This is a genomic window from Novosphingobium sp. TCA1 (genome assembly GCF_009811895.1).
GTDB classification, from domain to species: Bacteria; Pseudomonadota; Alphaproteobacteria; order Sphingomonadales; family Sphingomonadaceae; genus Novosphingobium; species Novosphingobium panipatense_A.
Window position 1 is genome coordinate 1 of record NZ_BLJH01000043.1, and the last position, 25,702, is coordinate 25,702.

The 25,702-nt window shown below is 56.2% G+C and carries 22 protein-coding genes; 14 read left to right on the forward strand and 8 right to left on the reverse strand.

All coding sequences use genetic code 11. From position 1 onward, the window contains the following. From NTCA1_RS25405 to NTCA1_RS25450, 11 genes are all read left to right on the forward strand, one after another. A partial coding sequence (locus NTCA1_RS25405) for a hypothetical protein (protein ID WP_236549576.1) occupies positions 1-2,289 on the forward strand: 2,289 nt, incomplete at its 5' end. A gap of 439 nt (positions 2,290-2,728) precedes the next feature. Continuing rightward, positions 2,729-4,489 (forward strand): tyrosine-type recombinase/integrase, encoded by a 1,761-nt coding sequence (locus NTCA1_RS25410; RefSeq protein ID WP_159832219.1) that lies wholly within the window; start codon positions 2,729-2,731, stop codon positions 4,487-4,489. Then, positions 4,486-5,055 carry a hypothetical protein gene (locus NTCA1_RS25415; protein WP_159832220.1) on the forward strand — a complete coding sequence of 190 codons (570 nt, stop codon included), beginning with the start codon at positions 4,486-4,488 and terminating at the stop codon, positions 5,053-5,055. The genes NTCA1_RS25410 and NTCA1_RS25415 overlap by 4 nt, the downstream gene beginning before the upstream one ends. Before the next feature lie 454 nt (positions 5,056-5,509). Next, positions 5,510-6,445, forward strand: a complete 936-nt coding sequence (locus NTCA1_RS25420) for a helix-hairpin-helix domain-containing protein (protein WP_159832221.1) — start codon at positions 5,510-5,512, stop codon at positions 6,443-6,445. 116 nt (positions 6,446-6,561) lie between these two features. Further along, a complete protein-coding gene (locus NTCA1_RS25425) occupies positions 6,562-7,962 on the forward strand; it encodes a tyrosine-type recombinase/integrase (protein ID WP_159832222.1) in 1,401 nt (466 codons plus the stop codon). 86 nt (positions 7,963-8,048) lie between these two features. Next, positions 8,049-8,642, forward strand: a complete 594-nt coding sequence (locus NTCA1_RS25430; protein WP_159832223.1) for an SDR family NAD(P)-dependent oxidoreductase — start codon at positions 8,049-8,051, stop codon at positions 8,640-8,642. 221 nt (positions 8,643-8,863) lie between these two features. Further along, positions 8,864-9,085 carry a hypothetical protein gene (locus tag NTCA1_RS25435; protein WP_159832224.1) on the forward strand — a complete coding sequence of 74 codons (222 nt, stop codon included), beginning with the start codon at positions 8,864-8,866 and terminating at the stop codon, positions 9,083-9,085. A gap of 57 nt (positions 9,086-9,142) precedes the next feature. Then, positions 9,143-9,274: a hypothetical protein gene (locus NTCA1_RS29005; RefSeq protein ID WP_255490612.1), complete on the forward strand. Its 132-nt coding sequence runs from the start codon at positions 9,143-9,145 to the stop codon at positions 9,272-9,274. Between the two features lie 136 nt (positions 9,275-9,410). Next, a complete protein-coding gene (locus NTCA1_RS25440; protein WP_159832236.1) occupies positions 9,411-9,674 on the forward strand; it encodes a DksA/TraR family C4-type zinc finger protein in 264 nt (87 codons plus the stop codon). Positions 9,675-9,793: 119 nt separating this feature from the next. Next, the gene (locus tag NTCA1_RS25445) at positions 9,794-10,024 is read left to right on the forward strand and encodes a hypothetical protein (protein WP_159832225.1); all 231 of its coding nucleotides are present in this window, start codon (positions 9,794-9,796) and stop codon (positions 10,022-10,024) included. Between the two features lie 224 nt (positions 10,025-10,248). Then, the gene (locus tag NTCA1_RS25450) at positions 10,249-10,671 is read left to right on the forward strand and encodes a hypothetical protein (protein WP_159832226.1); all 423 of its coding nucleotides are present in this window, start codon (positions 10,249-10,251) and stop codon (positions 10,669-10,671) included. Positions 10,672-10,956: 285 nt separating this feature from the next. Here NTCA1_RS25450 and NTCA1_RS25455 read toward each other — a convergent pair whose 3' ends face one another. Continuing rightward, entirely contained in the window at positions 10,957-13,842 is a 2,886-nt protein-coding gene (locus NTCA1_RS25455; protein WP_159832227.1) for a cold shock domain-containing protein, read from the reverse strand. A 634-nt stretch (positions 13,843-14,476) separates the two neighbouring features. Here NTCA1_RS25455 and NTCA1_RS25460 point away from each other — a divergent pair. Then, positions 14,477-14,944, forward strand: coding sequence for a hypothetical protein (locus NTCA1_RS25460; protein ID WP_159832228.1), 468 nt, complete (start codon positions 14,477-14,479; stop codon positions 14,942-14,944). A gap of 196 nt (positions 14,945-15,140) precedes the next feature. After that, positions 15,141-15,869: a hypothetical protein gene (locus NTCA1_RS25465; RefSeq protein ID WP_159832229.1), complete on the forward strand. Its 729-nt coding sequence runs from the start codon at positions 15,141-15,143 to the stop codon at positions 15,867-15,869. A gap of 7 nt (positions 15,870-15,876) precedes the next feature. Here NTCA1_RS25465 and NTCA1_RS25470 read toward each other — a convergent pair whose 3' ends face one another. The 7 genes from NTCA1_RS25470 to NTCA1_RS25500 all read right to left on the reverse strand — a co-directional run bounded on the left by NTCA1_RS25470 (position 15,877) and on the right by NTCA1_RS25500 (position 25,022). Further along, entirely contained in the window at positions 15,877-19,206 is a 3,330-nt protein-coding gene (locus NTCA1_RS25470; protein WP_159832230.1) for an error-prone DNA polymerase, read from the reverse strand. Then, positions 19,203-20,744: a DUF6504 family protein gene (locus NTCA1_RS25475; RefSeq protein ID WP_159832231.1), complete on the reverse strand. Its 1,542-nt coding sequence runs from the start codon at positions 20,742-20,744 to the stop codon at positions 19,203-19,205. The genes NTCA1_RS25470 and NTCA1_RS25475 overlap by 4 nt, the downstream gene beginning before the upstream one ends. Next, positions 20,668-21,396, reverse strand: a complete 729-nt coding sequence (locus NTCA1_RS25480; protein ID WP_159832232.1) for an ImuA family protein — start codon at positions 21,394-21,396, stop codon at positions 20,668-20,670. The genes NTCA1_RS25475 and NTCA1_RS25480 overlap by 77 nt, the downstream gene beginning before the upstream one ends. Before the next feature lie 77 nt (positions 21,397-21,473). Next, positions 21,474-22,148 (reverse strand): DUF6036 family nucleotidyltransferase, encoded by a 675-nt coding sequence (locus tag NTCA1_RS25485; protein WP_159832233.1) that lies wholly within the window; start codon positions 22,146-22,148, stop codon positions 21,474-21,476. Then, on the reverse strand, positions 22,106-22,549 hold the full coding sequence (locus NTCA1_RS25490; RefSeq protein ID WP_159832234.1) for a hypothetical protein: 444 nt from the start codon (positions 22,547-22,549) through the stop codon (positions 22,106-22,108). Before NTCA1_RS25490 ends, NTCA1_RS25485 begins: the two co-directional genes overlap by 43 nt. A gap of 147 nt (positions 22,550-22,696) precedes the next feature. Continuing rightward, complete coding sequence (locus tag NTCA1_RS25495; protein ID WP_159832235.1) at positions 22,697-24,223, reverse strand: hypothetical protein; 1,527 nt, start codon at positions 24,221-24,223, stop codon at positions 22,697-22,699. A gap of 49 nt (positions 24,224-24,272) precedes the next feature. Further along, positions 24,273-25,022: an SOS response-associated peptidase gene (locus NTCA1_RS25500; RefSeq protein WP_374705218.1), complete on the reverse strand. Its 750-nt coding sequence runs from the start codon at positions 25,020-25,022 to the stop codon at positions 24,273-24,275. A gap of 197 nt (positions 25,023-25,219) precedes the next feature. On the opposite strand from NTCA1_RS25500, the gene NTCA1_RS28580 reads away from it, so the two are divergent. Beyond that, the gene (locus tag NTCA1_RS28580; RefSeq protein ID WP_201282601.1) at positions 25,220-25,684 is read left to right on the forward strand and encodes a hypothetical protein; all 465 of its coding nucleotides are present in this window, start codon (positions 25,220-25,222) and stop codon (positions 25,682-25,684) included. Positions 25,685-25,702 lie beyond the last annotated feature (18 nt).

Below are 25,702 nucleotides of genomic sequence, written 5' to 3' on the forward strand. Positions count from 1 at the left end.
CATGCTCACGCGCAGAACCGCAAGGCTTTGTCAAAATTGAGAAACTTCCGAATCCGGCTCTTAGAGAACGCGCTTTCACTGGATTGCCCAATTGATAAAGATGGCCTCAGGGTAAGCAGGAAGCACTTATCTAAAATTACCAATATAAGTGAACCTCGCTTATTCTCTGACCCATTTGTGAATATAATCTCACGCAAAGAAGGGGAGATAAGAAGAGAGGCGTCAATAAGCAAAGTATATCCGTTGCTGGATGATCGCCGTTACGACTTCCAAGGGCTTATTCCAATCTGGGGTAAAAATTTTTGCGCTCGGATCGGCATCGGATTTGTCGAATTTGCTTCGACCATTACAAAATCCTCACGGAATTCTCATTATTCAATATTGATCGGCGTACTTGATTTTATCGGATCGAGTAAAGCGCCGGATTGTATCTCCGTCGTCAAAGCTGCAACCAAAGGAAAGCCAATCTCTCAATGGCACTGGGAGAATGCACTCTGGGAGTGGAGAAATGATCTCGTAGATAATTCAAAGGCGAGACTCAAGGAGACTACGACACGCCGGTATATCAATACCGCTCGGTCGATGGCTGACGTTTTCTCCAGCAAGAGAATCGTCCCAGGTCTGCGAAATCCCATAACGGCAAAGAAGAACTCTGCTAAGAAGGGCGGAAAGCGCAAGACCGTCGCAGAGGCAGTTAAGCTTTCCGACGTCGCACCAAGCGATAATGGAAAATTGAGTTACATTGATTTTGCCCAGTCTTATTTGAAAGGTGCGGCGAAGAAGTTCTCAATTGACATCACGTCTGAGGAATCATCCGCATTTCTGTCTGTATTAGATGCTGAATTACAGCGGGATACAGGCCTGTCGGCCGATCCAACTCAAGCCATTCTCATGGTGATAAATAGAAGGCTCGATGCCATTCAAAGGGTTGCGGAAGCGAAATACCGCTTTTGGAGATCTCACCACGATCAAGGAGAGATTATCGCTCGACAAGCGAACATTGATCCTGACAAGTTCTTTGCCGGATATTCTGCTCTCAATACTTATGATCGAGCAATAGTTTTATCGCCACATTTCCCTGCTGCGAATGAAGAATTAACTGATGATCGACGCTATCTCGGTATCGCTAACATGCTCAAGATCGCGATCACGAGATACAATGGCTTAATGCCGAATCGACGTACTGCCGGTAAGGCAGAGGGCCTCGGGCAGTTTTTTGAGAAGCGCTATCTCTGCATTGGCAGCTTGGGTGAGTTGGACGCCTACATCAATCCGCATCCTGATGCGATTGGGGCTGGCTTAACCTTGTGGCTATTGGCAAGTGGCGGGAATACGGCAGTGGGGCGAACGCTCTCCGCCGACTGTAGAGAACCTAGTGATCTTCCAAGGCATACGCGGATCACTGGGTTCAAGGCTCGTGCCAAAGGCAAGCCAATTATTGCCGACCTTCCTTCAAAATCGTTAGCTGTGGAGGCAATCGAATGGATCGCATCGTCTGCTAGATTTGCCAGAGCTGCCGCCAATCTGAATGCGAAGTCCAAAGAGGACCTTGACCCTCTCTTCGTTGCTCTCATTCAAGGTGAGTATAAGTTGGTCGAGCCGCACTGGTACACCGACTGGTTCAAGCGGAATATCGCTTCAACAGATGAACTCTCGGATTTGGGCATCTTGCCGAGCATGATCCGGCCTTCGGTTCTCCTACGCGCGGCGTTGGAGAACGATGGGCGCTTGCAGGCCGGTGCGGCGATCGGGCAGCACACGGCGCAGGTCTCCGCAGGTTACCAGAATCGGTGGCCGATCCGCCTCATTTACGATCTCCATATCAAGCAGTTCATGGACTCGTTTGAAGCATTGGTGACCAGAAATATCGAGGCAGCCGCGACTAAGCTGGGAATCACTCCTGAAGCTTTCGCGAAGCGGGTCGATAACCTTGCCCAAACAGGCCTTGGTACCTTTTGCGCGGACCCTAATGGACGGCCGGGTGCGGAGAGTAGTCGCTGCACAACCTTGGACTGCTGGAATGAGTGTCCGCATCTCATAATCATAGCCGAGGTTGAGGCAATTTCTCTTCTCCAATTGTGGCAGCACAGTCTCCGGTCGGTGCAAGGTGATTGGGAGCGCGATCAGCCACAACGGTGGGAGTTGGTGTATCTACCGTGGCTCTGCCTCACAGATGTCGTCGAAGAGAAGATGCGCGCGGGTCCGGCTCGCAAGATTTGGCGAGAGGCCAAATCTTTGACTGATCGACGGATTGCAGACCCGAATTATCCGCTTCCGCGGCCGCTGTAGGAGGACCGGTGTGTTTACTATTCAACCAGAGATTGCTCGCGATGAAGAAATTGACCTTCACGGTGAAGCTGATTTCACTGCAGCGTGGCTCCACAGGCCCTACTCAGATCCGCTCTGGAAGATTTCGAGCACGGGGGATCCTGAAGATCTTCATATAATCGATTTTCAATTCCCCATGGCCGACGGAGCATGTTTAACGCAGCATCCTGGGCTCTATAAGCCGATAAAGCGGTATGCTCGATGGGTCCGTGATGATCGATATTCTAAGGTAGACCATGCAGGTCTACATGCGACGTTGGTTCGTAACCTCATTAGGACCGCTAGATATCTATCAGATAGGGGTATCTATTCGTTTTCTGAGTTCACCCCATACTTGGTCGTGCAATTCGTTGAATTTGCTCGATTTGGCACGGAAACTGTTCTCGGGGCATCGGAGAAGATGCAAGAATATGTTGCTCGTGTGGAGGAGCAGATAAGCGCGAATGGCGATCCGCAGTCTGGCTTCCCCACTCTCTGCACGCGCGCAGAGTTTCAAAGTTCTGCTCTTGAGAACCGCATCGGCTTTCTCGACTTTGAGGCCGTGGGAGCCGAGATCGGTTTGCCCGGTTCGCAAATCCATTATTGTCAGCAGGCTCGATGGCATCTTCTCAATGCGGCGATGAAGTATGGCGTCAAGGTAAGGACACCACCCGCCGATGAGATGCCGGAGATCGCAAACATCACCGCATCGAGTTTGTCGAGATGGCTCCTGCCGATTGATGGACTGTACGCTATGTGCGACGTCATCGGTCCCGATGCGGTCCAGTTACGCCCTTTTCCCGAAGGCCTGTGGGTCGTGGCGAATACCAAAGGGAAAGGGACGGTTCGCACGCCAACCCCCTCACCACGCCTCGCATTGCATCTTATGGAGCAGGCTGCGACGTGGGTTGTGGATCGCTCCGCTCCGCTTATTGCCGCCTATGATAAGGTGGCAGACGATTGCCGAAAATCTAAGCTGTCCATGGGGCTAACTGTTTCAGATATTGTCTCTGACGATGTGCTTCCGTTTAAAGTTTCCATTTTTCATAGACAGCGTGGCGTCGACATCGCGCTTGGAACCGCGATTAGATATCTCATTGTGGCTTGTTTTATAGTTATCGCGACCTTCACCGCTCGTCGACATGAAGAGATACTCGACCTGAGAGCGGACTGCCTGCGAGGGAATGATCATGATGGTTATTTTCTCGAAATATACATCGAAAAAACGCTTCAGAGGAAGGAGTGGATACCGGTTCCGAACCTCGTGGCCAAGGCTGTAGAAGTATTGTTGGCAATTAGTAGACGGGCGCGAGAGGCGGGCGAGAACGATCTGCTTTTTCAATACAGTAGCATTACGAGCAAAAATGAATGGTATTTTTTGTTCACAGTGAAGGCTGCACTGAACGAATTTGCTAATTTTGTAGAAGTTCCGTTGCCGAAACAAATCGGCGATGCTGCGCCGAAACCATGGCATTGGACGCCTCATCAATTCCGGCGCTTTTTCGCGATACTGTATTATTATCGTTGGAGTGGCGCGTCGATAACCGTGCTCGCGCATCATCTTCGGCACTTCGATCCTGAGATGACGCGGGTTTACATCACGAGGGATCCTGAGGTCGCGGCAATATGGACTGACGCCGAATGGGGGTTCACTCTGGCGACAGCGCGGGCAATTGTTGCCAATCGCAATACCGGTGGGGGTATGGGCAAAAAGCTTAGTGCTTACGCCAAGCGCATCACTGACAAGATGCGTCAAATGGTCAGCGTTATCGATCCGCGCGACGTCGCCTCCCGCCTTAAGGCAATCATGCAACGAAGTCACATTGTGCTGACCCCTAAACCCTGGGTCGATTGTGCATGCCCGCGATCGCGTAGTGCGGCCCAGCGCGCGCAATGCAGAAAGGGCGAGGAGCTAGGGAAAGACGTCGTTGGGCCGGATTTTTCCGCTGCCAATCCGACGGTCTGCAAGGATTGTCCTTGGGCTCTGATATCTTCTTCCAAGATGCAGCACTATGATGGTGTGTCGACTGAGCTGGAGTTTGCGGTTGCCAGCTCCGCGCGGGCGGGAACGCTATTCGGCAATCTGGAGGCGTCTAACCTGGTGAGCCTGAATGAGGTTCGCGAAGCCCGTGCTGGTCGGTCTGGCGACGTGTCGCTTCTTGATGTCACGGATGAAGCATGACTGATGTCACGGACCTCATGGCGCGGGCAGAGCCGACTAAGCCATCATCAATCCATCAGCGGATTGATCGTCGGATCGAGGTGCTCACTGACTGGCTAGAAAACGGGGTGCCCCGTGAGAAAATCGGCAACCTTCCTGAGAGCTTGACGGCTGCCCGAGAGTGGGAAGACGACACGTTAGGAATTGAAAGGATACCATCACCTAGGACTTTCACGAGAAATCACGCAGATACAGATCTCGGGAAAAAGGTATGTCTGATCGAAGGGTTGCTAACCGACATTTGCCAAAAGTGGGCAATGCCTCGGCGAAAGAAGTCCGCAGGAGGCACGACGGCGCAGTCTGAACCAAAGTCGTCAGCCCCGTGGAACGAGCACATAGCTTGCGAAAAGTGCCTGAAGGCGCACGTCGATAAGTACCATATGATGGCAGAACGGCTGAGCACGGCAGTTAACCTCAGCCTGTCCCAAGAAGCTCAGCTTCAAAGGAAGGAGAAGGAAATCAGCCGCCTTACCAAGGATCTGGCAAATGAGCGAAGGGCTGCGGCCCGTCGACCGAGGCCAGTTTGATGAGACGGGCCGAGATGAAATCCATATGGGATAGTGTGGCCGATCTTTCTGGTCGTGATCGAGGTGTCATCTACGCTCAGAGAGCAGAGTGGATCTTGCATGCGATCGAATCTGATCCTGCAACTCGGGCAGCTGCAGTCAAAAATGGCAGGATTGACCGCAAATTTCTTTGCGAGCGCATCGAATGCTGCGGTTCCGTTTTGCGGCAGAACGCCTCCATCCGCGCTTCCATATTTGAGCTCGAGGATAAGCTTGCTGGGGCACTGCCAAAAGGTAAGCCCGCGTCGGGAGGTAGCAGGCTGCGGCCTGACACCTCAGATCTAGAAAGATCCAGCGAGCTCACACGATGTTATGAGAAGATCGACCAGCAGGCCGCTGAGATCGCTGACCTACAGCGTCAGAAGCGTGAAGCGGGATGGGTCGATATTGGGCTGCCCGATCACGGCTGCTTACCATGGTAGATCAATCAGTCGTTATGGACGTCCAAATTCATCGCATACGCCACCTTGATGAAAAGGGGAACGGCGCGATCCTGGTGTGCAATCGCCTTGATGTTGCTGGTAACGACATTGGGCGCATCACTTTACAGATGCCTGGTATCCATATGCCCACGGTGGGACCGCTTCATGTTGGGTGTCTGATGAGAGCGTCAGGACGCTTGTCCGATTGGAAAAACCCCCGTGACGGCCGGATCGAAGAGCAGCTTCGCGTAACCCACTGGTTCCCTGTATTTCCATCCGTGACGACCTGGCCGAAGCTGGTGTCGCATTCGCCGCACCTAAGTGGCGTGCCTAACGCATTTTCTTATCACCTTGCTGATCTCTTCGGCGATAGACTGCAGGACATGCTTGCCGCTAACGACGTTGCAACCCTGCAGGCCAATTGTTCCAACTATCCACCAACAGCAGCGGAGAACCTTTGCTCTTCCTGGGCGCACTGGTGCTCCGACACATTGGCGGAATGGCTGTCCTGCTTTAACCTATCGAATGATCTTCTGCCGCAGGTCAGTTCCGCTTACGGCGGCCACAGTGCTGCGCTCCATCGGTTGCACGCAGATCCCTATCGTCTCCTTGCGTTCGGTGTCTCTTGGGTGAAAGCCGACAGTGTCTCTCGGAGGCGGTTCGCAGTTGAGAAGGACGATCCGAGGCGCCTGCACGCTGCCGTCGTGTACATCCTGCAGAGGCGCTACCGTGAAGGCGTGCGCTCCTTAGCCCATTCCCCGGCGCAGAAACTCCTCGAGAGGCTGCTTCGCTCAAGTGAAGCTGCTTCACTCGCATTGGCTCAGACTTTCCGCGATGGAGGATTCGTCCGGACCGCGGGAGCGGAATTTCAATTGCGAGGCGTTTGGCTGCGCGATCAAGCCATGAACAAAGCAGCCGGTCCGTCATGACCAGCACCGCGCATATCGCTTTGAATTGCAGGAGCACTGCTGCGCCACAGACACTTTGTGTCACCGCCTGCAGCATATCACCCTCCTCCTAAAAGGGCAGATAAATGGACCAAAGCATGATCCGGCTCCTGCCAACAGGCATCATCGTACACACTACCTCAGAGTGCGTAATCAACGGTGTCCCCTATCCCGAGATACCCACTCTCATATGGCCCGAGGGCGTTGATGAGGCGGCTTCAGATTGGTTCCGATACCTTATCAAGTCAAAGGCCCTATCTGCGACAACAGTCCATCAATACGCGAAGACTATAAGGCATTTTCTATTCTATTGTCGTCGCTGCAAGAGAAAGTGGGATACTGTTGATGATGAATTCCTGATTCAATGGAGATCTTACCTTATTCGCGTAAGGGAGATTGACCTCAATAGTGTTCGATATTCGCTTGAAAGAATTTTCGAGTTCTACGTTTGGGCTGAGCAAAGCAAACGTTTAATACATCATGTCGGAATTTATTCGGAAAGGGATCTGCCCGTCGAACTGCGGTCCGTGATATTTCCAATAGATGCGCATATCACTCGTCGAAGCCGAAAATCTGGCGACGTTGCTACCGGATGGCGTTGTACAGTTTTGCCTAAACGCGGAAGTCGTCCAGCCCGACATACCATGACCGATGAAGAGATGGGTCGCCTGCACGATGTCACCATGGAAGGTGATATTGCGCTAGCAGAGCGGAACTCTTTACTTCTCTCTGTTCCTGAAGAAACAAGTACGCGCCGTTTCGAGACTCTCCAGATAAAATTAGACGACGTTCCAGAGTTTGACAAAATTCTGGATATGATTGAGGGTGATGTCCCTCACTATGTTGTCATAACTCGAAAAGGGGGTCGGAAGCAGTCTGTGTTATTCAGCCATGACCTATTGAGCAGATTGCGGGTCTGGATTGACGGCGAGAGAAAAAAGATAATAGATAAAATAAAGGAAAGAGATCAGAATTTTGTTGATAAAGGATTTGTATTTATATCAAAAACAACTGGAAAGGTTCTGAACAAGGATTCCGTGACTAGCATATTTGACGATATATTCGAAAAGGCGGGAGTCGAAAAGGCTAGCTATCATCGCGTTCGCGCGGTGTTTGCACTCCGAAATGTGAAGTACGAACTCGATCAAATTCCGGTAGGGGTCGAGGTGACAGCCGATAATGAAATCGGGCTGAACGTCCTGACGAGCGCAGCGAACAAGATGGGTGTGAACCCGATGTCCCTCAAGCCATACCTTACGGCCTTGACGCTCAACCGCACAATCCAGTCCCCCTCCAAGCGCATGGACCAGATAGAAGCCCGCGCCAGGGCAGCAGAGCACCGGTCCCGGATGGCACAGCGTCGCTTGCAACTCGTGACGGGACTTGAAGATGTCGCGAAGCGTTCGAAAGAGAACGATGATCTGGACATCCCATCGTTGCTTCGTGGGCTCGCAGACGAGCTTGAGGCAAACCCGGCCGGGGCACCTGAGCCGGAGTAAGATTGTAGACATAGAGTAACCTATGTTGATCTCTTTCCACCATTTATGGGCGAATTTCACAGCCTAAATATGATGTCTCAGCCCAGATGCGGCGCCTCGCGGTAAAGGCGCAGATCAAGGATACGACCTCTCTGGGGCTGGTGACAGCGGCGGCGATCCTCGATGTGGCCGATGTAATCGATGTGACGCCAGAATCCATTGCCCGAGCCTGCCATGTGAACATCACGGGGACCGCGCTCGCAATGAAGGCGGTGCTGCCGCAGATGATTGCGGCGAAATCCGGCGCAATCGTCGCCATCGCCAGCATGAACGCGCTGTCCGCCGAGCAGCAGCTCATGACATACAATGCGACCAAGGCTGCGACCCGGCAGATTGCCCGGACGGTGGCGCTCGATCATGCCCGCAACGGCGTTCAGGTCAATGTGCTCAGCCCCGGCGCGATGATGGCAGGGCTATTCAAGCGGCACCTAGAATCTGCGGCTGACGGCGCCAAATTCCTGGCGACCCGCGAGGCGCGCCAGCCTATTGGCCGCATTCTTGAGGCTGCAGAGGTCGCACGGGCTGCTCTCTACCTCCTGTCCGATGGTGCCACGGCGCTGCAGGGGGCGGACGTCGCCGCCGACGGTGGTGTGACTGCTGGCTTTGACTTCCGCACCGGAACAGAGGGTGCCTCAGTATAGATTGTACCGTCTTCGAGAACGAGCGCTGGCTAGTTTTCGGGATTGCTGGGCCACTGGACGGGATTGGGCGCATGGCCAAAGTGCGCCCAAGCTGGTCGTTCGAGGGCGAATTTAGCCTGCCAGGGACCGGCCCGTCCGCTTTCCCTTGCCGGACAGATGGCAGCATCCGACTACGTGCCTGATCTCCTGAATACCTCTTGCGTTCGTGAGGGCGTCCACAGTTGGGAAGCCGTATCGAGCCCCTCGCAGACGCCGACGGCCAGATCCAGGTTCGCCCCGGAGATCGCCGCCACGGCATCGCGCGTTACAGCGCCACGCTCAGCGCCGAATACGAAGGCCTACTGGGCAGCCGGACGTTCTCGATAGGCGGCGATGTCCTCACGCGTTCGGATCAGGGCCTGGTCGGCGACGAGGCCAACTGCCCCCCGCGTGTCCCCGGCTAAGCCCTGGTCCACCTTCGCGCTAGCCTGGAACTGGTCACGGGCCTCTCGCTCTTTGCCATGGTGCGCAACCTGTATGACCGCGACTACGCCACCTTCGGCACGTTCAGCGAATTCGACGAGGTCGACCTTGCCGAAGCACCGGATGCCTCCAACCAGCGCGCCCACAGCTCCGGTTCCCCCCGCCGTTGAACCCTGGGCCTGTGCGCGCGCTGCTGACGACGCCCCCTCTCCCCAGTGGCTGAGCGCCGTGTCTGGGAGGGTGACAGCATTGAATCGCCCGCAGCGGGTTCCCACGTCGTATCCCACGATACGAATGGGAATGAATATGGCCGGTGGATGGTCGCGCGATGGTGCGGTGCAGGATCAGATTGATGACACGGTAAACGACGCGGTGCGCGGCGCACGCGCCCGGATGCCCGCTGGCGAGGGGCTCGAATACTGCGAAGAGTGCGGCGAGACCATTCCTCCCCGTCGGCGCGAAGCTCTGCCGGGCGTGCGAACCTGCGTCGCCTGCCAGGGACAACGTGACAAGACGATCGCCCATTCTGGTATCAACCGGCGCGGCAGCAAGGACAGCCAATTGCGCTGACGCCGCCGCCCTTGGGTCCGGCTTTTGGCACGCGAAGGCTGGCTTTAGACACTTTCCGGTGCCGGACCGAGCGCGCGCACCGTGTTGGAATAGTCGACACGAGCAGCTATGCGGCGGGTATGACGGCATCCGATCTCGAACACCTGCTGATAACACGTCTCGTCCGGCAAAATGGCGGCACCACCCAGACTTGGCGCCAAGCCGTCGGCAAGGTCATCGTGCGCGACAGGAAGACGCACCCGCATTGCAACTGGGATGTAAGGGCTGGCGGCACCGATGCCCAACGCGCCGCCATCGAAAGCCTGCTCGACGAGGTGCGGCTTGAATGCGCCTTCGTGGAAGCAGGCTAAGCGCCAGACAAGATTCCCCCAAGCAAGAAGAAGGCTTCTTTGCGCCCTAGCCGGCCGTTCGAGGGCGGAGCTGGCGCGCCAGGAAGCCGTCCGTCCGGTTACGCTTGTCGATCCGATCATCCAGTAGCCGGGATGGGTGGTGAGCGAACATTGCAGATATCGCTGACCAATGGCAGCAGGCCAGACTTACCACTATGGTTGAACGCTTAAGTTAGGACGGATCTATGTTTCCCTTGGGCTCTTTTGAAGACTATGCGGCTGCAGCAGTGGAAAGGCTTGAAGCCTGCTGCGGGAGCATAAGGGCCCCATTTATACATAGCTTCCCCCAAAATTGCTGTGAGCTTATTTCAGTCCACTTGGGCTTAATGCTGGAGAAGGCAAACTCACACGAGAAAGTTGAAGTTGTTAAAGCTTACAACAGGCACTCTGACGAGTGGCACTTTTGGCTGGAAATAGATAATCTGGTGCTAGATTTGACTGCCCACCAGTTCGGGCAGTATTCGGGCCCTCTCGTTTGCCCAAAGCCAAGTCCATTGGAAATTTCCTTCCCTGACATTGAGCGGATCTCCCCAAGGGAAGCCAAGGGCGCCGCGACTTTTGATATCAACTATGAAATTGAAGATATTCTGGCGGTGTTTGCGAGATAGACTGGTACTCAAGTCATAACGAATGGCCGCTTCGGGGAAGCTGCACCGCCGCGTAGGCACACTGTCAAATTGCGGCTTTGGGGCGTGTACAGAAATTCTGTCAGGCGCCCATTGGCGCCGTACAACAGTTCAATTTCATCGCTCGGAAGCGGTCATTCGTTCAGGTTCACTGACCACTGGCATGAGAATGGCGGGAAGTGTGTAACGCCAATACTGATCCAAGATTTCCTCGGAAAATGAGCTTGTTCGCAACATACTACCAGCATGATCGGTATATAATATATGCTAACCGATGATCCGTCGGACCTGAGACCTACCTTGCTTATCGGTTTTCACTTCTACGAACATTTCAAGCCCCTCGTACAGCTCAGACCGTTCTTCAGGTGACAATAAATGAAAGTGGAAGAAGGCATCGACACCAGTCTCCTCTATATGTACGAAACCGTAGCCCCGCTCTTCAAGGACTTTCACGACCACGCCACGGTAAGTTGGGCTTTCGGAGCGGTTAACCTCAGTGATATTTGAAACAGCTATTCCCTTACTATTTCGTGTAACGTCGCAAATAATATCGTCTCCATCATAAATATCGCCGACGCCACTTCGTTCGACAGTAGATATGTGTAGGAACGCACGATCTTTCAGTGACGGAACATCGACAAAACCAAAACCCCGCGCCAAATCAAACTGTTCGACTATCCCACGCACACCTTCAGCAGCGATCTCAGGAAGCTGCATCATGTCATTAGCCGACACAGAAGATGCTCGCCATCTGCGCGCAAGCTCAGACGCGATATCGGCTTGCGCACGAAACTCAGGTCCGTCTGGAATCTTACAGTGCTGCTCATCTTCCGATATGAGAAAATTACAAAACAGCGCCCTCACATTTTCAAGCCGCTGACTCTGTATGCCTTTGGCTAAATATGCGCCTTTAATCTGTTGAGCAACGTCTGCGTTAGTGATGCGCGTCGTAAGCGCCATTTGCTCGAAAAAGACGGGATTATATATCGATAATTCTAGATGGACCAATCCACTTTCGGTGATTGCGATTCGTTGATCATCAGAATATTCTTTCTTTGACAAATCATATGGCTGAACAAGCCCAGATGATAGAAGCGCTGCGATGGCTTTCTGGGCGGCAACTTCAGAAATAGACATGACGTCAAAGTAAGCTAATAGGGAGCTGACTGACGCGTATCTCTCCGCATCGTCCGAAGTCCCACGGAACAAGTCATGTAAATATACAAGCAATCTAATATTAATCAGTGGCGACTGCTTGATCGTGGAGTCCACTTGATAGATGGGGAACACAAGTGGTTCGTCGCCCGGCTTATAGAATTCATAGTCACCCTTGAGGATGGCGTTCATGAATCTCTCGGGCGTTGGTGTAGCAATTTCCCCGGTTAAATAGGAGCGCACAAGATCGTCCACCTTCAAAACTGAAGATGTTATGACGCGCTTAGAGAGTCCTAGGGATTTTCTCATATTGTAGTTGGAAAGTTCACCGACTTGTTTTGCTGCATAGTCTTGGTCGACGAAGATGTTTTCTATCACCTCAGCAAACGCGGAAAGATCATTTATTTTGACCTTGATGCCCTTACCAAGCAGATATTCGCTTCGACGACTTTCAGTGCCGGAATTAAGCTTGCCTTTTAGGTAATCAATCCTTTTGCGAAACATTTCACGCGGAGATGGCGTAGGCAGAAAAAATGATCTCGACGAATAGATATTAAAGATATCAGTCTTAGAGAACGTCCATGCCGAACGGTCAGTCGCCGGAAATAAAAGCAAGCAGTGATCTACAGACCGGCGAAGTGACTGGAAAAACTGGAAGACCACAATCTTATAATCAAGACTAAATTCATCTGTATTATCGATAACAAAAATCGGTAGCTTTTTTCGATTTTTAACGATATTTGAAAGAAGTCGCTTTAGGTATCCCTCTCGGTCACCGGCAACCTGAGCTTCAACATATCCGGCAAACTTTTGCTTGAACCCATCTTTATCTCGTTGATATAAATGAGCATCGATGCCTTCTGATCTTTGCTTGTATTCTAGATGGTAAAGCGCCTGAAGGTCATTCCAGACCGGATACCCATTCGTAAAGAGTTGTTCCTCGATCGATTTGATTGCCCGTTCTGTCATCCATGGGAGCGCGACTATTGCATCGCCGCTCGCATCTAAGGCGTCAACCTTGATGACCACGCAGCGCTCGCGAACATCAGCGGAGAGCGTTCGCGCAAAGAACCGATGGAGAAAGGTGCTTTTCCCTGCTCCCGACGGGCCTACGATGAAGACCGTTTGCCCCACTTCGCCAGCCACGGTGTCCCTGACGATTGTCTGTAATCCATCACCAACATCCTTCTCTCGCGGGCTGATATTGCCGAGAACGTTCCGGGTGATGCGATCGAGTGAGAAGTCTGCGACACGGCTTTCGCGTGTTTCTACGAAGCAATCGATGATCATATCTGGATCATCGTCTCCCGTAAGCCCTGCAAAAAAATTCGAGAACACTTGTTCTAGATCGAATGCTAGTGAGGACTTCTGAACAATTCCATTTTCCGATGACGAGATTGGTGAGGTAAGTGCCTGATCTAAAACCAGTCTATTTTCGTGGATTCGATCGAATACGACCTGATAAGTCGACCGCCTACAATCTTCTTTTGAGAGAAGTTCATAAAAAAGAGAAAAGTCTTCAATAATGGAGTTGTGTCCCGGGAACACGATTGCTTGTTTATCCATGTAATACGCTTGTGAAACCCATGGACGGAAGATCACCCAGTTTATGCCATCAGTGAGCACCGACACGGGAATGCCATAGGGCTGGCAATATGACGCGGCTTGAGCAATGCCTTCATGAGCATGCTTTAGGACCGGCCCAGACAGCTTGTAGTAACCCTTTGATTTTGAGCTTGTCTTAAGGACGATCTCTCCCAAGCGCTTCGCTTCAACTACGAACGCTTTCCGCTCGCCATCGCTAACAAGATAGTCAGAAAAACCGTTCTCGTGGTGCGTTTCGCAAGCTATATCGGCGTGGCGCCAACCTAACGCTTCGGTCAGAATTCGCGTAATAATCTGAACCTTCGCATCCTCTTCGGAGCGAATTTGCTGCAGACGATCTGCGGCTTCCTTAAAAACTGCAACTGCGGCCTCATATCCTTCATCCAAAGTCATGACTTTCCAGTTCTCCGATTTCGCAATTTGCATACCGACGTGCACTGGGTGAACATCTCGCCCTATCCGCGCATCTGAGCTGTGAAATTCGTGATAAACAAGTGTCGATGTGAAAAAAGAGGGGGCAGTTCAGAGATCCGATCCTAGCCGCTGGCCGGCATTAAAAATTTTTTACCCTGCGGTATGGTTTGGTCTGCATAACAGACAGGCAGCAATCAACCGCATTTCATCGATGACGCGACAGTCTGCAATCGGCCCAGCCTAGCCGTTACGGGCGCAGTTCCCATTAGCGTGTTGCAGCGAAGGATCAGCGTTGCCGAAGCTCGAAGGTTCTACGCTGATCGCGCGTTCCCGGAGCGCTTCTGGCCTGTGATCATCTTGTGTAACCTTGCAGCGTGAAGTCAATTGCGATGCCTCTGACACAAATTGCAAAGGGTTGAGCTCATCAAGATCTTCAACAAGGTAAATCCGAGATGGGATCGCACGGGTTAAGACTTCCATAAGTCCAATGACACATAGGGATGAGTGCGAATTCATCGTCCATCAGATAAAAATCGATTTCTCCGTTCCAACCGGGGATTGACCCTACGGTGATGTGCGATAGGCGGATAGCGATCATAAGCGGGGGCTTATCTTGAAGCTGAAGATACACGCACTTGGCATGGGCGCGCTGATGGCTGCGTGCAGCTTGGCTGGTTGCTCGTCGTCCGCCAGTTCCAGCCAGTATGGCGAACACGAGGAGGACGACGCGGCCGATGCCTCCAGCGACAGCCAGGGTGGCGAGTTCAGCTATGCCGATTACTCCGGCAGCGATGACGAGGCCGAAGAGGCCGAAGATGAGCGCGAACCCTTCGATGAAGACGCCGCCCGCGATGCGGCGGAATCCGAACTGGCATCTCAGCAGTACGATGGCAGTTATGTATGTACTGTTGATTGTTCCGGCCACGAGGCCGGCTGGCAATGGCGCGCCGAGCATGGGTACGCGGTGGACGGCAAGAGCAATAGCTTCTCAGAAGGCGGCCAAGCGTTCGACGATGCCCTTGAAAACCGCGTGGATGAGATGCGCGATAACTACGAGAACGGCGAAGAGCCGGAATACTGAGCAAGGCGACGACGTGCTCAGTTTCGGGAACAGAACCGCTTATCGCAGGGATGAGCATTGATTTTCGAGTGTGTTAGAAAATCTATCCCATTCTTTTGCGCTTCAGCAGAACGCGGGATAAATCACGGAGTATCAATCCCATGACTGATCCCGACTCGGGCTTTGGCTGGACCCGCATGCGGTGGGAGATGGGCGCATGAAGCCTGCTTCACGCTTGGCGGCGATGCTGGGCATCATCAGCACGGCTACCCCGGGGCTTGCGCAGACACAGTCGCAGCAAGATCGGCTGAACCGGGTTGCGCAGTTCGTGGTTACCGCCCCGATGTGCGAGAAGCTCGGCATGACGCTGGATCCTGAGCTCCCCCAGAAAGCCGCCGCAGGAGTCGAGGCTGAGACTGCAGATTGGCGTATCGATGCCCAAAGGCTTGAGCGTCTTCAGGTTGACGCCGTAAAGCGCCAGGGAGCCATTCTCTCCAGTGATCTTGCGACAACGTCCAGCAATGCGAAGACCGATGCACAATTGCGAGGCGTGAAGAGCGTCCTGTTGGGTTATGGCCAGACATGCATGGCTGCAACGAGAGATCCGATTTTCTCGGCACTGGTGGTCGCCCCGGCAGGGTACGATCTGGATAAGGCGGCGACCGAGATGGCAGATTCAATGCTTGAAAATGGCGGTCTGGCGAGTTGGCAGACACCCGACATTCAAGCTCGAGGGGATTTGATGATGCTGGCCGGAACCTGTCGCTCCAAGATCGGCCCTTCACGATCAGACGCGCTTGTGAAGGAATTCGGGCAGTCTAACGATCCCCGCGTGCGCGACTACTATTCACGGTCATTCGACGAGGGCCTTGCTGACCCGTCGATCATCGAGACGCTGGCAGGGTGCAACAGGGCAATCGCCGGCTTTCGAGCGAAAGCTCGGTAGGCAATGTTCAGCGGAAATCGCGCGGTTTGATCTTGATCCCCTCGGGCGGCTGCCCAGGAATGATGCCCGACCCGAGCCGCAGATCCGGATCGAACATGTCCCGTGCTCCCTTGCCTAGGGGCCGCGAACCCTTGTCCCGCGGATCCGGCGCCATCGGGCTGCGCACAATGTCTGCCCGGGCGACCTGGTAGACGCTATCAACGTCCTCACGCTGGCCAACGCTGGCCAGCAACGGGGACAGATCATCTAGCCGTTGGGCGACGACGTGAATGACGTCTCCCTCCTTTTGGATCTGCCCACGCACGCCCAGCATTGAGGAGCCGAGCACGATCCGCCGGTGTTTCTCGAACAGGTTCGGCCAAACTACGAGGTTTGCCACTCCAGTTTCATCTTCTAGGGTGATGAACATGACGCCCTTTGCTGACCCAGGCTTCTGGCGGAGCAGCACCAGCCCAGCGATATTGATCCAGCGACCGTCTTTCGTGTCGGGCAGGGCGGCACAGGTGATCATCTTGCGGGCTGTCAGCTCATCCCGGAGGAAGGCGAGTGGATGCGCCCGCAGAGATAAACCCGTGGCACGGTAGTCTTCGACGACCTCAGCGCCATCGCTCATCTGGGCTAGCGCAACTTCCGCTTCGATCGCCTCGGGTCGCAGCTTGCCAGCCCTTTCATCCGCTGCGGCGAACAGGGGCAGGGGTTCATGCCCGAGCCCTTTGACCTCCCAAAGCCCCGCGCGGCGGGACAGGTTCAGCGATCCGAAGCCGCGGGCCTCGCCGATTCGGTCTAGCGCTCGACCGCTGACGCCAGCACGTCGCTGGATCTCTTCGACGGACGAATAGGGTTCGTCACACCGTGCCAGCACGATGGCGGCACCGTCCGAGTTCTTCAGATCGCGGGCGTAGCGTAGGCCCATGCGGACCGCCATGTGCTGGCCGCCGGCCTTCTCCAGCGAGCAGTCCCAGCGGGAGTGGTTCACATCGATAGGTCGAACCTCGACGCCGTGATTGCGGGCGTCCTGCACGATCTGGGCCGGTGCGTAGAAGCCCATGGGCTGAGCGTTCAACAAAGCGGCACAGAATACGTCAGGGTGATGGCATTTCATCCAAGCCGAAGCGTATGCGATCAGGGCGAAGCTGGCGGCATGAGACTCTGGGAAGCCATAGCTGCCAAAGCCCTCAATCTGGCTGAAAGTCTGTTCGGCGAAGTCCCGCTGGTAGCCGCGCGCCAACATCCCATCGATCAGCTTGTCCCGGAAGTGCGAGACGCCGCCAGTCAATTTGAACGTGGCCATAGCCCGCCGCAGCAGGTCCGCTTCGGATGCCGTGAAGCCGGCGCATTCGATGGCGACGCGCATTGCCTGCTCTTGAAAGAGCGGCACGCCCAGCGTCTTCTCCAGTACCCGGCGCAGTTCCTCGGTCGGGAAGGTGATTGGCTCCTTGCCTTCCCGCCGGCGCAGGTACGGGTGGACCATATCCCCCTGAATGGGGCCGGGCCTGACGATCGCCACTTGAACGACGAGATCGTAAAACTTCTTCGGCTTAATTCGCGGCAACATCGCCATCTGGGCGCGGCTCTCGATCTGGAACGTGCCCAGCGTGTCGGCCTTGCGGATCATGGCGAACGTTGCAGGATCGTCGTGTGGAATGTCCGCCAAATCCATGGCGATCCCCTTGTCCTGTTCGAGTAGGCCGAAGGCGCGCCGCATGCAGCCGAGCATACCGAGCCCAAGAACGTCGACCTTCATGAAGCCAAGAGCGTCGATATCATCTTTGTCCCATTCAATAATTTGGCGATCCTTCATCGCCGCCGGCTCGATTGGGACCAGTTCGTCCAGTCGGCCCAGCGTCAGCACAAAGCCACCTGGATGCTGGGAAGTATGCCGGGGCGTGTTGAGCAGCACCCGCGCCAGTTCGATGGTCAGAGACAGGCGACGATCGCTCAGGTCGAGGTTCAGCTCCTCGGCATGCTTCTCCTCGACGCCGTCGCGGCTCCAGCTCCAGACTTGGCTGGACAGCCCGGTGATGACGTCCTCCGTCAGGCCAAGCGCTTTGCCGACCTCGCGCACGGCGCCACGGGCACGGAAGCGGGAAACCACGGCGGTCAGCGCAGAGCGCTCCCGGCCGTAGGTTTCGTAGATCCATTGGATCACTTCTTCCCGACGCTCATGCTCAAAGTCGACGTCGATGTCTGGCGGTTCGCGGCGTTCAGCCGAAACGAACCGCTCGAACAGCAGCTCAGATTTAACCGGGTCGATCGAGGTGATGCCCAGCACGAAGCAGACCGCCGAGTTGGCCGCACTGCCACGACCTTGGCATAGGATGTTCTTCGACCGCGCGAAATTGACGATGGAGTGCACCGTAAGGAAGTACGGCGCATAGGTCAGTTCGCCGATTAGCCGCAGCTCGTGCTCCAGTTGCTGGCGGACATTGCCCGGGATGCCATCGGGGTAGCGGTTAGGTGCCTTGTCCCAGGTGAGCCGCTCCAGTTCGGCTTGCGGGGTCAGACCACTTTCGCCCACCTCGTTGGGGTAGGTGTAAGTCATGTCCCCAAGATCGAAGGTGCAGGCCCGGGCGATTTCGACGCTGCGGGCGACCGGGGAGGTGTCGCCGAGATAGCGGGCGAACAGCCGCTCCATCTCGTCGGCATCCTTTAGATGACGGTCGGCAAACCGCTCGCGTTTCCGTCCCAGGGTGTCGACGGTGCAGTGCTCACGGATGCAACTGACCACATCCTGTAGAATCCGGCGCTCGGGAGCGTGATAGAGAACATCTCCCGTAGCTACGGTCGCCACCCCAGCTCGTGCGGCAAGCACGGACAGGTCTCGAAGACGGATCGCGTCGCGGGGGCGCCGGCGGATTGTCAGGGCCATGTAGGACCGGTGCCCGAAGATCCGGACGAGCCGTGCTAGGGCTGCCTCGGTGGTGGCATCCGCTCGGTCCGGGACCAGAATGGCGATCATGCCTTCCGCCCAGTCCTCAACGTCGGACCAGTGTAGATGGCAGGCGCCTTTGCCGCCGCGTGCCTTCCCAACGGACAGCAGCCGGCAAAGCCGCGAGTACGCTGCCAGATCGGTGGGATAGACCAGGAGCGAGCTGCCGCAGACCAGATCAAGCCGGCAGCCGAGGATGGAGCGGACGCCGGTAACCTTCTGCCCGTCCCATGCACGGACCGCGCCGCCCAGCGTGTTGCGATCGACGATGCCGAGCGCAGGCAGGCCCATCCTTGCCGATTCGGAGAACAGTTCTTCCGGACTGGATGCGCCGCGCAGGAATGAGAAGTGGGTGGTGACCTGCAGCTCGACATACCGGGCTTCAGCCAGCGGATCGTCGATACTCATGCGAAAGCGCCGTGAATGAACCACTTCATCGGCCCCGAGCTGGCGCGCTCGCCATCGCCCAGGCGGAACAGCCAGTATCGACCGCCGGTAGTGGTCTCGATCTGGAAGTAGTCACGCACGGATTGCGGATTGTCCGCTTCATGCCCTCCCTCACGCCACCACTCGCCATGCAGCCGCTCGGGGCCATCGGCCTGAGCGACGCGGTGCCGCTTGCCTCGCCAGATGAACATCGCGGGCGGATGGTCGGGCACCATGGCCATGACCTCGACCTGCTCAGGAGGGACGATCATGCGCGATGGGCGCGGAAGATCGTCGTCCCATGCCGCTCCTGACGATGGGGCCATCGCGGAAACATATTTCACGCCCCGCTCTGGCATCGTACTTTCGTGCGCCTGCGGGCGATAGAGTTGCCGGGCGCCGAATCGGTTGGCCAGCGTATCGACGATGGCCGCCAGGTCCGGACCGCGTCGATCACTGGTCAGGATCGATCCGACCTGTGAAGCGGCCATGGGCTGCACCAGTGAGGCGACGAGGGTCATGGCCTCGATGCCGAGTCCGGGATCGACGGTATCGAGCCGCTGGGCCAGAAGCTTGGTCAGGTGCTTGGTGTCTCGGGTCGGCGTTGCCGTGCCGACGCGAACAGCTTGGCAATGACCATCGACCCGCTGAAAATAGAGATCCAGACTTCTGGCGCCGACGCCCGCCTTGACCATAAGCCCAACGATGTCTCCCGCGAGATCACCTATAACCTGGGTGAAGGCATCCGCCGTGCCGATCGGCTCAAGCAAACCTCGCCGCACGCGCGGCACTTCGGCGGCGAAGATCGGCTCGATAGGCTCGGGTAGCTGGCCGAGCGCTTGATCGAGGCGCTTGTAGAGCTGCCGACCGAACCGCTTGGCCAAGGGCGCTCGCGGCTGACTGATTAGCTGCTCCACCCGATCGAAGCCCATGCGGCGCAGCTCGTCGGCCACGCCGGGTTCAATCCGCAGGGCTGAGATCGGCAGGATCGACAGCGCCTTTCGTGCGCCGTTGGCCTCGATGATGCTGGGTCGGCCAGACGGCACCATCCGGGCGACGGCGTGCGCGCAACCCGCCGTGTCGGCGACGGCCGCCTGGCACGCGGTGCCCGAGGCCAAGATACGGCGCATCATGTCCTTCAGCATCGGTGCTTCGCCATCATACAGGTGAGCGCAACCAGTGATATCGATCCAGACCCCGTCCGGTGGATCGGCAGCGACAACGGGTGAGTATCGCTTGCCCGCCCACAGGGCGAGGCGGCGCAGCCCCTCCAGGTCACCCTCTGGGTCTGCGTCCACGACCTGCAGTTCGGGAGCCATGCTCCGGGCTCTCGTCACCGTCATGCCTGGCAGGATGCCGAGTCGGCGCGCAGCAAGGTCCACGTCCGCGATTATGCGACGTCCGTGGTCAGGCAGCGCAGTGACGAGTGGGGCCGGTTCGCCTTCAGGCGGCCTTCCGGCCCGGCGCCGAATACGATCGGTCGCCCAGGTCGGAAGGTAGAGCGAGACGACCCTGCGCATCGCTGGCCTCCACTATCCAAGATTGAGGTTCACCGCCGCGGACGCGTTCGAGCGCGACCTGCCAGCGAGGACGGGCGAGTGCCGGAATGCCAAGCCGCTCGCTGGGGGCAGCGCGGATCCGCCAGCGGGTCATCGCTGCAGTCCCGACTGTCTGTACATCCGGGTTGGACGACCGGCGGAAGACGAAGGCCGGCACGCCGGACTCTTCAGCCGCCAGCTGCAGGCGCCGGGATGCCGTGAGCGAAATCTTCTTGGTCTCGCCCACCACGCCGCCGAGCCCGGAATGCCGAAGGCACTCCTCCATGGCGATCAGCACGTTCGTGTCGTTTCCCGCCTCAACGAAGATGACCCTGTCTGGGTGGAGCCCTGCAAGATGAAGTGCCGGCGCGAATAGGTCCCGCCAGTGCATGATCCAAAACACCGTCCCTGCCGTTCGCGCCAGGATGCCAGCTAGGAAGACCGTTGCGGCCGCATCGTCGGCGAGCTCGCGGCTGCCGGAAAATTCGTGGAGAGCACCGGTTGCGAGGCCGCCGCCCGGTAGTCGCTGGTCGATTTTATCGATGCCGAAAGGCAGGACCGGGTGGCGGGTCGATACGCCTTCGACCTGCGCAATACGGGCGCGAAGATCTGCAAGGACGGCGGGATCAGGCATGGCACGGATGAGACTCGGGGAGAGTTTATGTTCCCTCTATGTTCTCATTTCGATGGCGGGTGAGTCAATGCTTGGAATCAATTTCGTCCATGCTGTTTAAGCATGCGCTCCATCATCACGTCGATTGGGTCTGGCCTTGGGCTGCCTTTAGAAGCGACGAAATCATTTTTACGTGAAGAAGCGTCCCGCAGAACTCGCTCTGCGTTTGTACGGATCGCAGGGTCAACGTCGGTTTGGCGGATAGCGTTCAAAACGTCGCCATAGCTCGTCATTCCAAGGCGCATGCAGCGGGATGCAAATTCCGCATCCATCTGATTGGCCCGCATGAGTTTCGATGAAACAATATCTGTAGGGCATGGCGCGACGGCACGGATGACTTTGCCACTGCCAGCATGCACTTCGCGAACTATGGATTTGTCGCGCCAGTTTGACGGGAGCTTTGCCGTCTGCTCATCGACGCCATCGACGAAAAAGCCATGGGTTTCGTGGAACTGGGATCCTTCTCCAAGCAAGCCGGCAATGGCCTCCGAGGGCTCATGGTCGGGATTTTCCTTCTGCCAACTTGACGCATCGTTAGGATAAATATCGAATTCGATGCTCTGTCGAAGCTTTCGATCAATGTCGTCTCGTTGCACCAGCAGTGCCTGGCTGCCTACAATGACAACCTCATCCACCTGGAGAAGGTCTGCGACGGCGCGGACTGCTCGATCTAGGTCTGCTTGGGTGAGAGGCGTGCTTTCGCCATTCGCCACGTTTTGACCCTTTCGTTTGTGTCACGCTCTCCGATGAGGGTGGAAAATGGATTGTTGGAACGCAGCAATCTTCCTTCCGCATCGTCGGCGGTCATGCATGCGAGAATGAAGCTGTGCGGCTGATCGAGCAGTGCGTGCCACAGGCGTTGACCTAAGGTAGCTTCGCCATTGTGGATCAGGTGCGCGATCTGCTGCTTGGCTGATGCGACCAAGGCAGGGTTCGTTAAAATGACGTCGCGGTAGGTCTCGGCGCGGATCAGGCGCTCCATCTCGGTGATGTGGTGCGCGGTGACCTGTGATTCCGACGGACTGGTGGCCGGCAATCGACGCGCACGACTGACGGACCGCCGGGTATTGGCGGGCTGAGCCGTTGAGCGGCGCCGATCTAGCTGTTGGGCCACGCTTTTCCTCCTCACATTTGAATACTAGCCGACACGCCGAAAGAAGTGAAGAAGGGGCACGAACCACGCATACTGATGTGGGAACGGTATAGGGAAGGCTTCATCCAACGCGAGAAGCGCTAGCGCACACACCTCACATTCCGCATTTTAAAGGGGAATGTCGAGCGAGGATTGAGGGGGCACAGTCGCTGCTGGAGGAGTTTCATCCTCCTCGGATGACATATCGTCAGACGGTCTCTGGGGCCACATGTGTTTGTCTCTGTTGAGCGGGTCCATCGTGATGGTCTGAGACGCAAGGACGCGCCCGGGAGGGCCAAACCAGACTGCTTCACCCTGTATCAGGTGGTAATGTGCGATGCCTGGGAACATCTCAGGATCCAGAGGCACCTCGGCGTTTGGGTTATGGAACATGGCAAGTTCGTCAGACCAGTTTTCCAGCGATGCGGCTGCCTCGACATCCTCATCGAATGGCAGCGGCTCAAAAGCATCCGGCCCGGGCACGTGTCGAATGCCACTCCGACGAAGAGTGACGTATTTGTCGCCGAAACCTGCCCGAATACCCATCCGGTTGAACTTGGCGATCGTACCGGCATTGGAAGACAGGATTGCCGAGACGTTCTCCGTACCGTCCTGTTCGAAGAACGGCTTAAGGGTTTCGGACTTCCTTTCAAAGCCAGGAAGCAGCTTCTCGACGCCCGTGGGCTTTCCGTCGGGGCCGGTCACGAGTTCCGCGCTTCGTCCATAGAGGTAGATAGGCAGCGCGGTATGCGACCAAGTCATTGACACTGGGCTATGGAAATCGGCGATGGCCAGGATGAATGGATTGCCTTTCACATGGGCTTGGTCCCAATAGAGCTTCTGCATCTTGGTATGCAGGGGCGAACCAAACCGCAGTGGCATTTCCTGCTCAAGGTGCCTCATCAGGTCTTCGGGCCAACTTGGCGGTGCGCCCGGACGCAGACCTGCGCCGGGCTCACCGCGGCGAGGATTGACAGTGGTAGCTTCGACGAAGACCCGTCGATCGCCGCGAACAAGTTCAAAGTCCGGAACGTCGTGGTTGTTCGCAATGGTCAAATTCATTTCCGCGAACGCGAAGCGAAGGTAAATCTCCCAGACGCGGGCGCTGTAGCCCGTCGATTGGAAATCTTTGACGAGATTGCCGTCGAGATCGATTACCCATGGTTGAAGCACGCGAAGCAATTCGCGCGCACCGCTTTGAGCGAAGCTATCTCGTAGGTAACGAAATTCCGGTGCCATGCGTGCATCTGGCACCAGTGGCGTGAACAGATCGACGCCTTCAGGTGGCCCAGCTGTCTCATGTTCGAAAGAGGCAGCTAGGGCGCTATGTCCAAGTGGACCGCTGATCGCGTTTTCGGCAGAGCGCACAGTCGGAAACGGCCCAGAATGACGAGCTGGGCGGTAGCGACCGACAGCGTCTCGTAGCAGGAGCGAGACGTATACATCCCACCGTTCTGGGCCGGTATGTACGACCGCCAGAACGCGTTCTGCGTCGCCACTCCAGTATGAAGCAGGTGCGCGTTCATCTCGGAATATCTCGGACAATCCCCACAATCCAAGCGCGCTGAACCGTTCCGAGGTCATTCTGTGAAAGTTGCTCTCGCCCGAGGGCGGAGCTTCGGTGGTCGCCACCGCTTCGGTATCGGTTTCAATCATAGGAAGTCCTCGGGGTGTTGTATGTCTCCCAAGTCTGGGAGATCCCAGATCATAGGAGCGTGGATATCGACTTCGCTGGCGTGCGCACCGTAGCCCATGGTTCGTCTGTACGGTCCACTAAAAGCGGCTCATTCCAGGTTTGCAGCAGGTTGAAGGCCTCGTCCGGCGTCCCGTCGGCCCAGAGGTCCCAGTCTTCACGACGCAGGATGGTCGGCATTCGGTCGTGGACGTCGGACATCTGCTCGCAACCGTCGACCATCACCATGGAGTAGGCGTCGCCCCATTCATCCGTCGGGCGCCAGATTCCCGCAACGACAAACATCCCCTGATCTGGCAGCGAGTACCACGTGCGCGTATTCTGCCCTCTGGGTCCTTCTGGTTCGCACCATTGCGTGACCGGGATTAGGCACCGGCGATCCCGGAAGCTGTCGCGCCACATTGGATTTCCGCGTAGTTTGTCATCGCGGGCATTGTTCGTTGCCGTGGGCTTGAGCGGCTTGCCGGTTTTCTTGCTGACTGCATGGCGGGGGAAGCCCCAAGACATGACCCTTAGCGTGCCGCCTACAGCGACGACGCCGGGGTAGCCCGGCCAAACTTCGGCGGCGAAGTTGGCGCCGGCGACGTCCGCGGCGCCGGCGATCTTCGCTATCTCCTGGGTCGGCGTGTTCATCCGGTAAAGATTGCACATGTCGCGATCATGCCGTCCGACGCGGAGGATGGCCAGACTTTCGCTTATTCGCTCAGACTTGATGGAGTGACGCCGGCGGATATCGGCCGTCCACACTACCCGATCCTTCACTTGGCCTCCTTCTGGAGTCCAGAAAGAGACTCCTTAGCGGAGGTCCATCAGTGCCAACGCCGGATACGGCAACACGACGGAGGCCGTACGCTTACGCAAAAACGGCGGTCGTGATCATCCCCAAACCTTGACTACCGCAATTGTTCCGTGTTTGTTCTTAGGCAGAGTGGTTATGCTTTGCCCTGAGGCGTTATCTTATGAAGACTTCCCTGTCAGATCGCTCCCATGTGCTTGACACCCGGTTATTTTCTTGGGAGCCCAAGAGAAGTTACGGAAACGGGGGTAGTTTTCTCCATGTTGATTGCGGCCGAGCAATCCGAAGTGAAGCCGATAAATTTTGCCTGCGCTGGACTAAGGCCATTTTATCCGCGTCGTGGGCGATCTGCCGGATGATTAGCATCGGCTTCGAGACCCTCATCGACGATTCACTATCAAAGATAACGAATGTCACTCAGCTCAAGACCATGCTTAATAAGCGGGTTTTGAGCCTCATAAATGATTTCGAAGGGGGTAAATGGCAGCACGGTCGGTTCCAAAACTATCTCTGGGATAATATCGCGCAGACGGCGTTGTCCGAACGTGAACGAATGGCATTAGTAAACCAAAGCCATTCCACCTTAGAGGCCGTTTCGAAAGGGGTTGAGCGGCTGAGGTTCGTGTGATTCCGGGGGTTTTGCAGA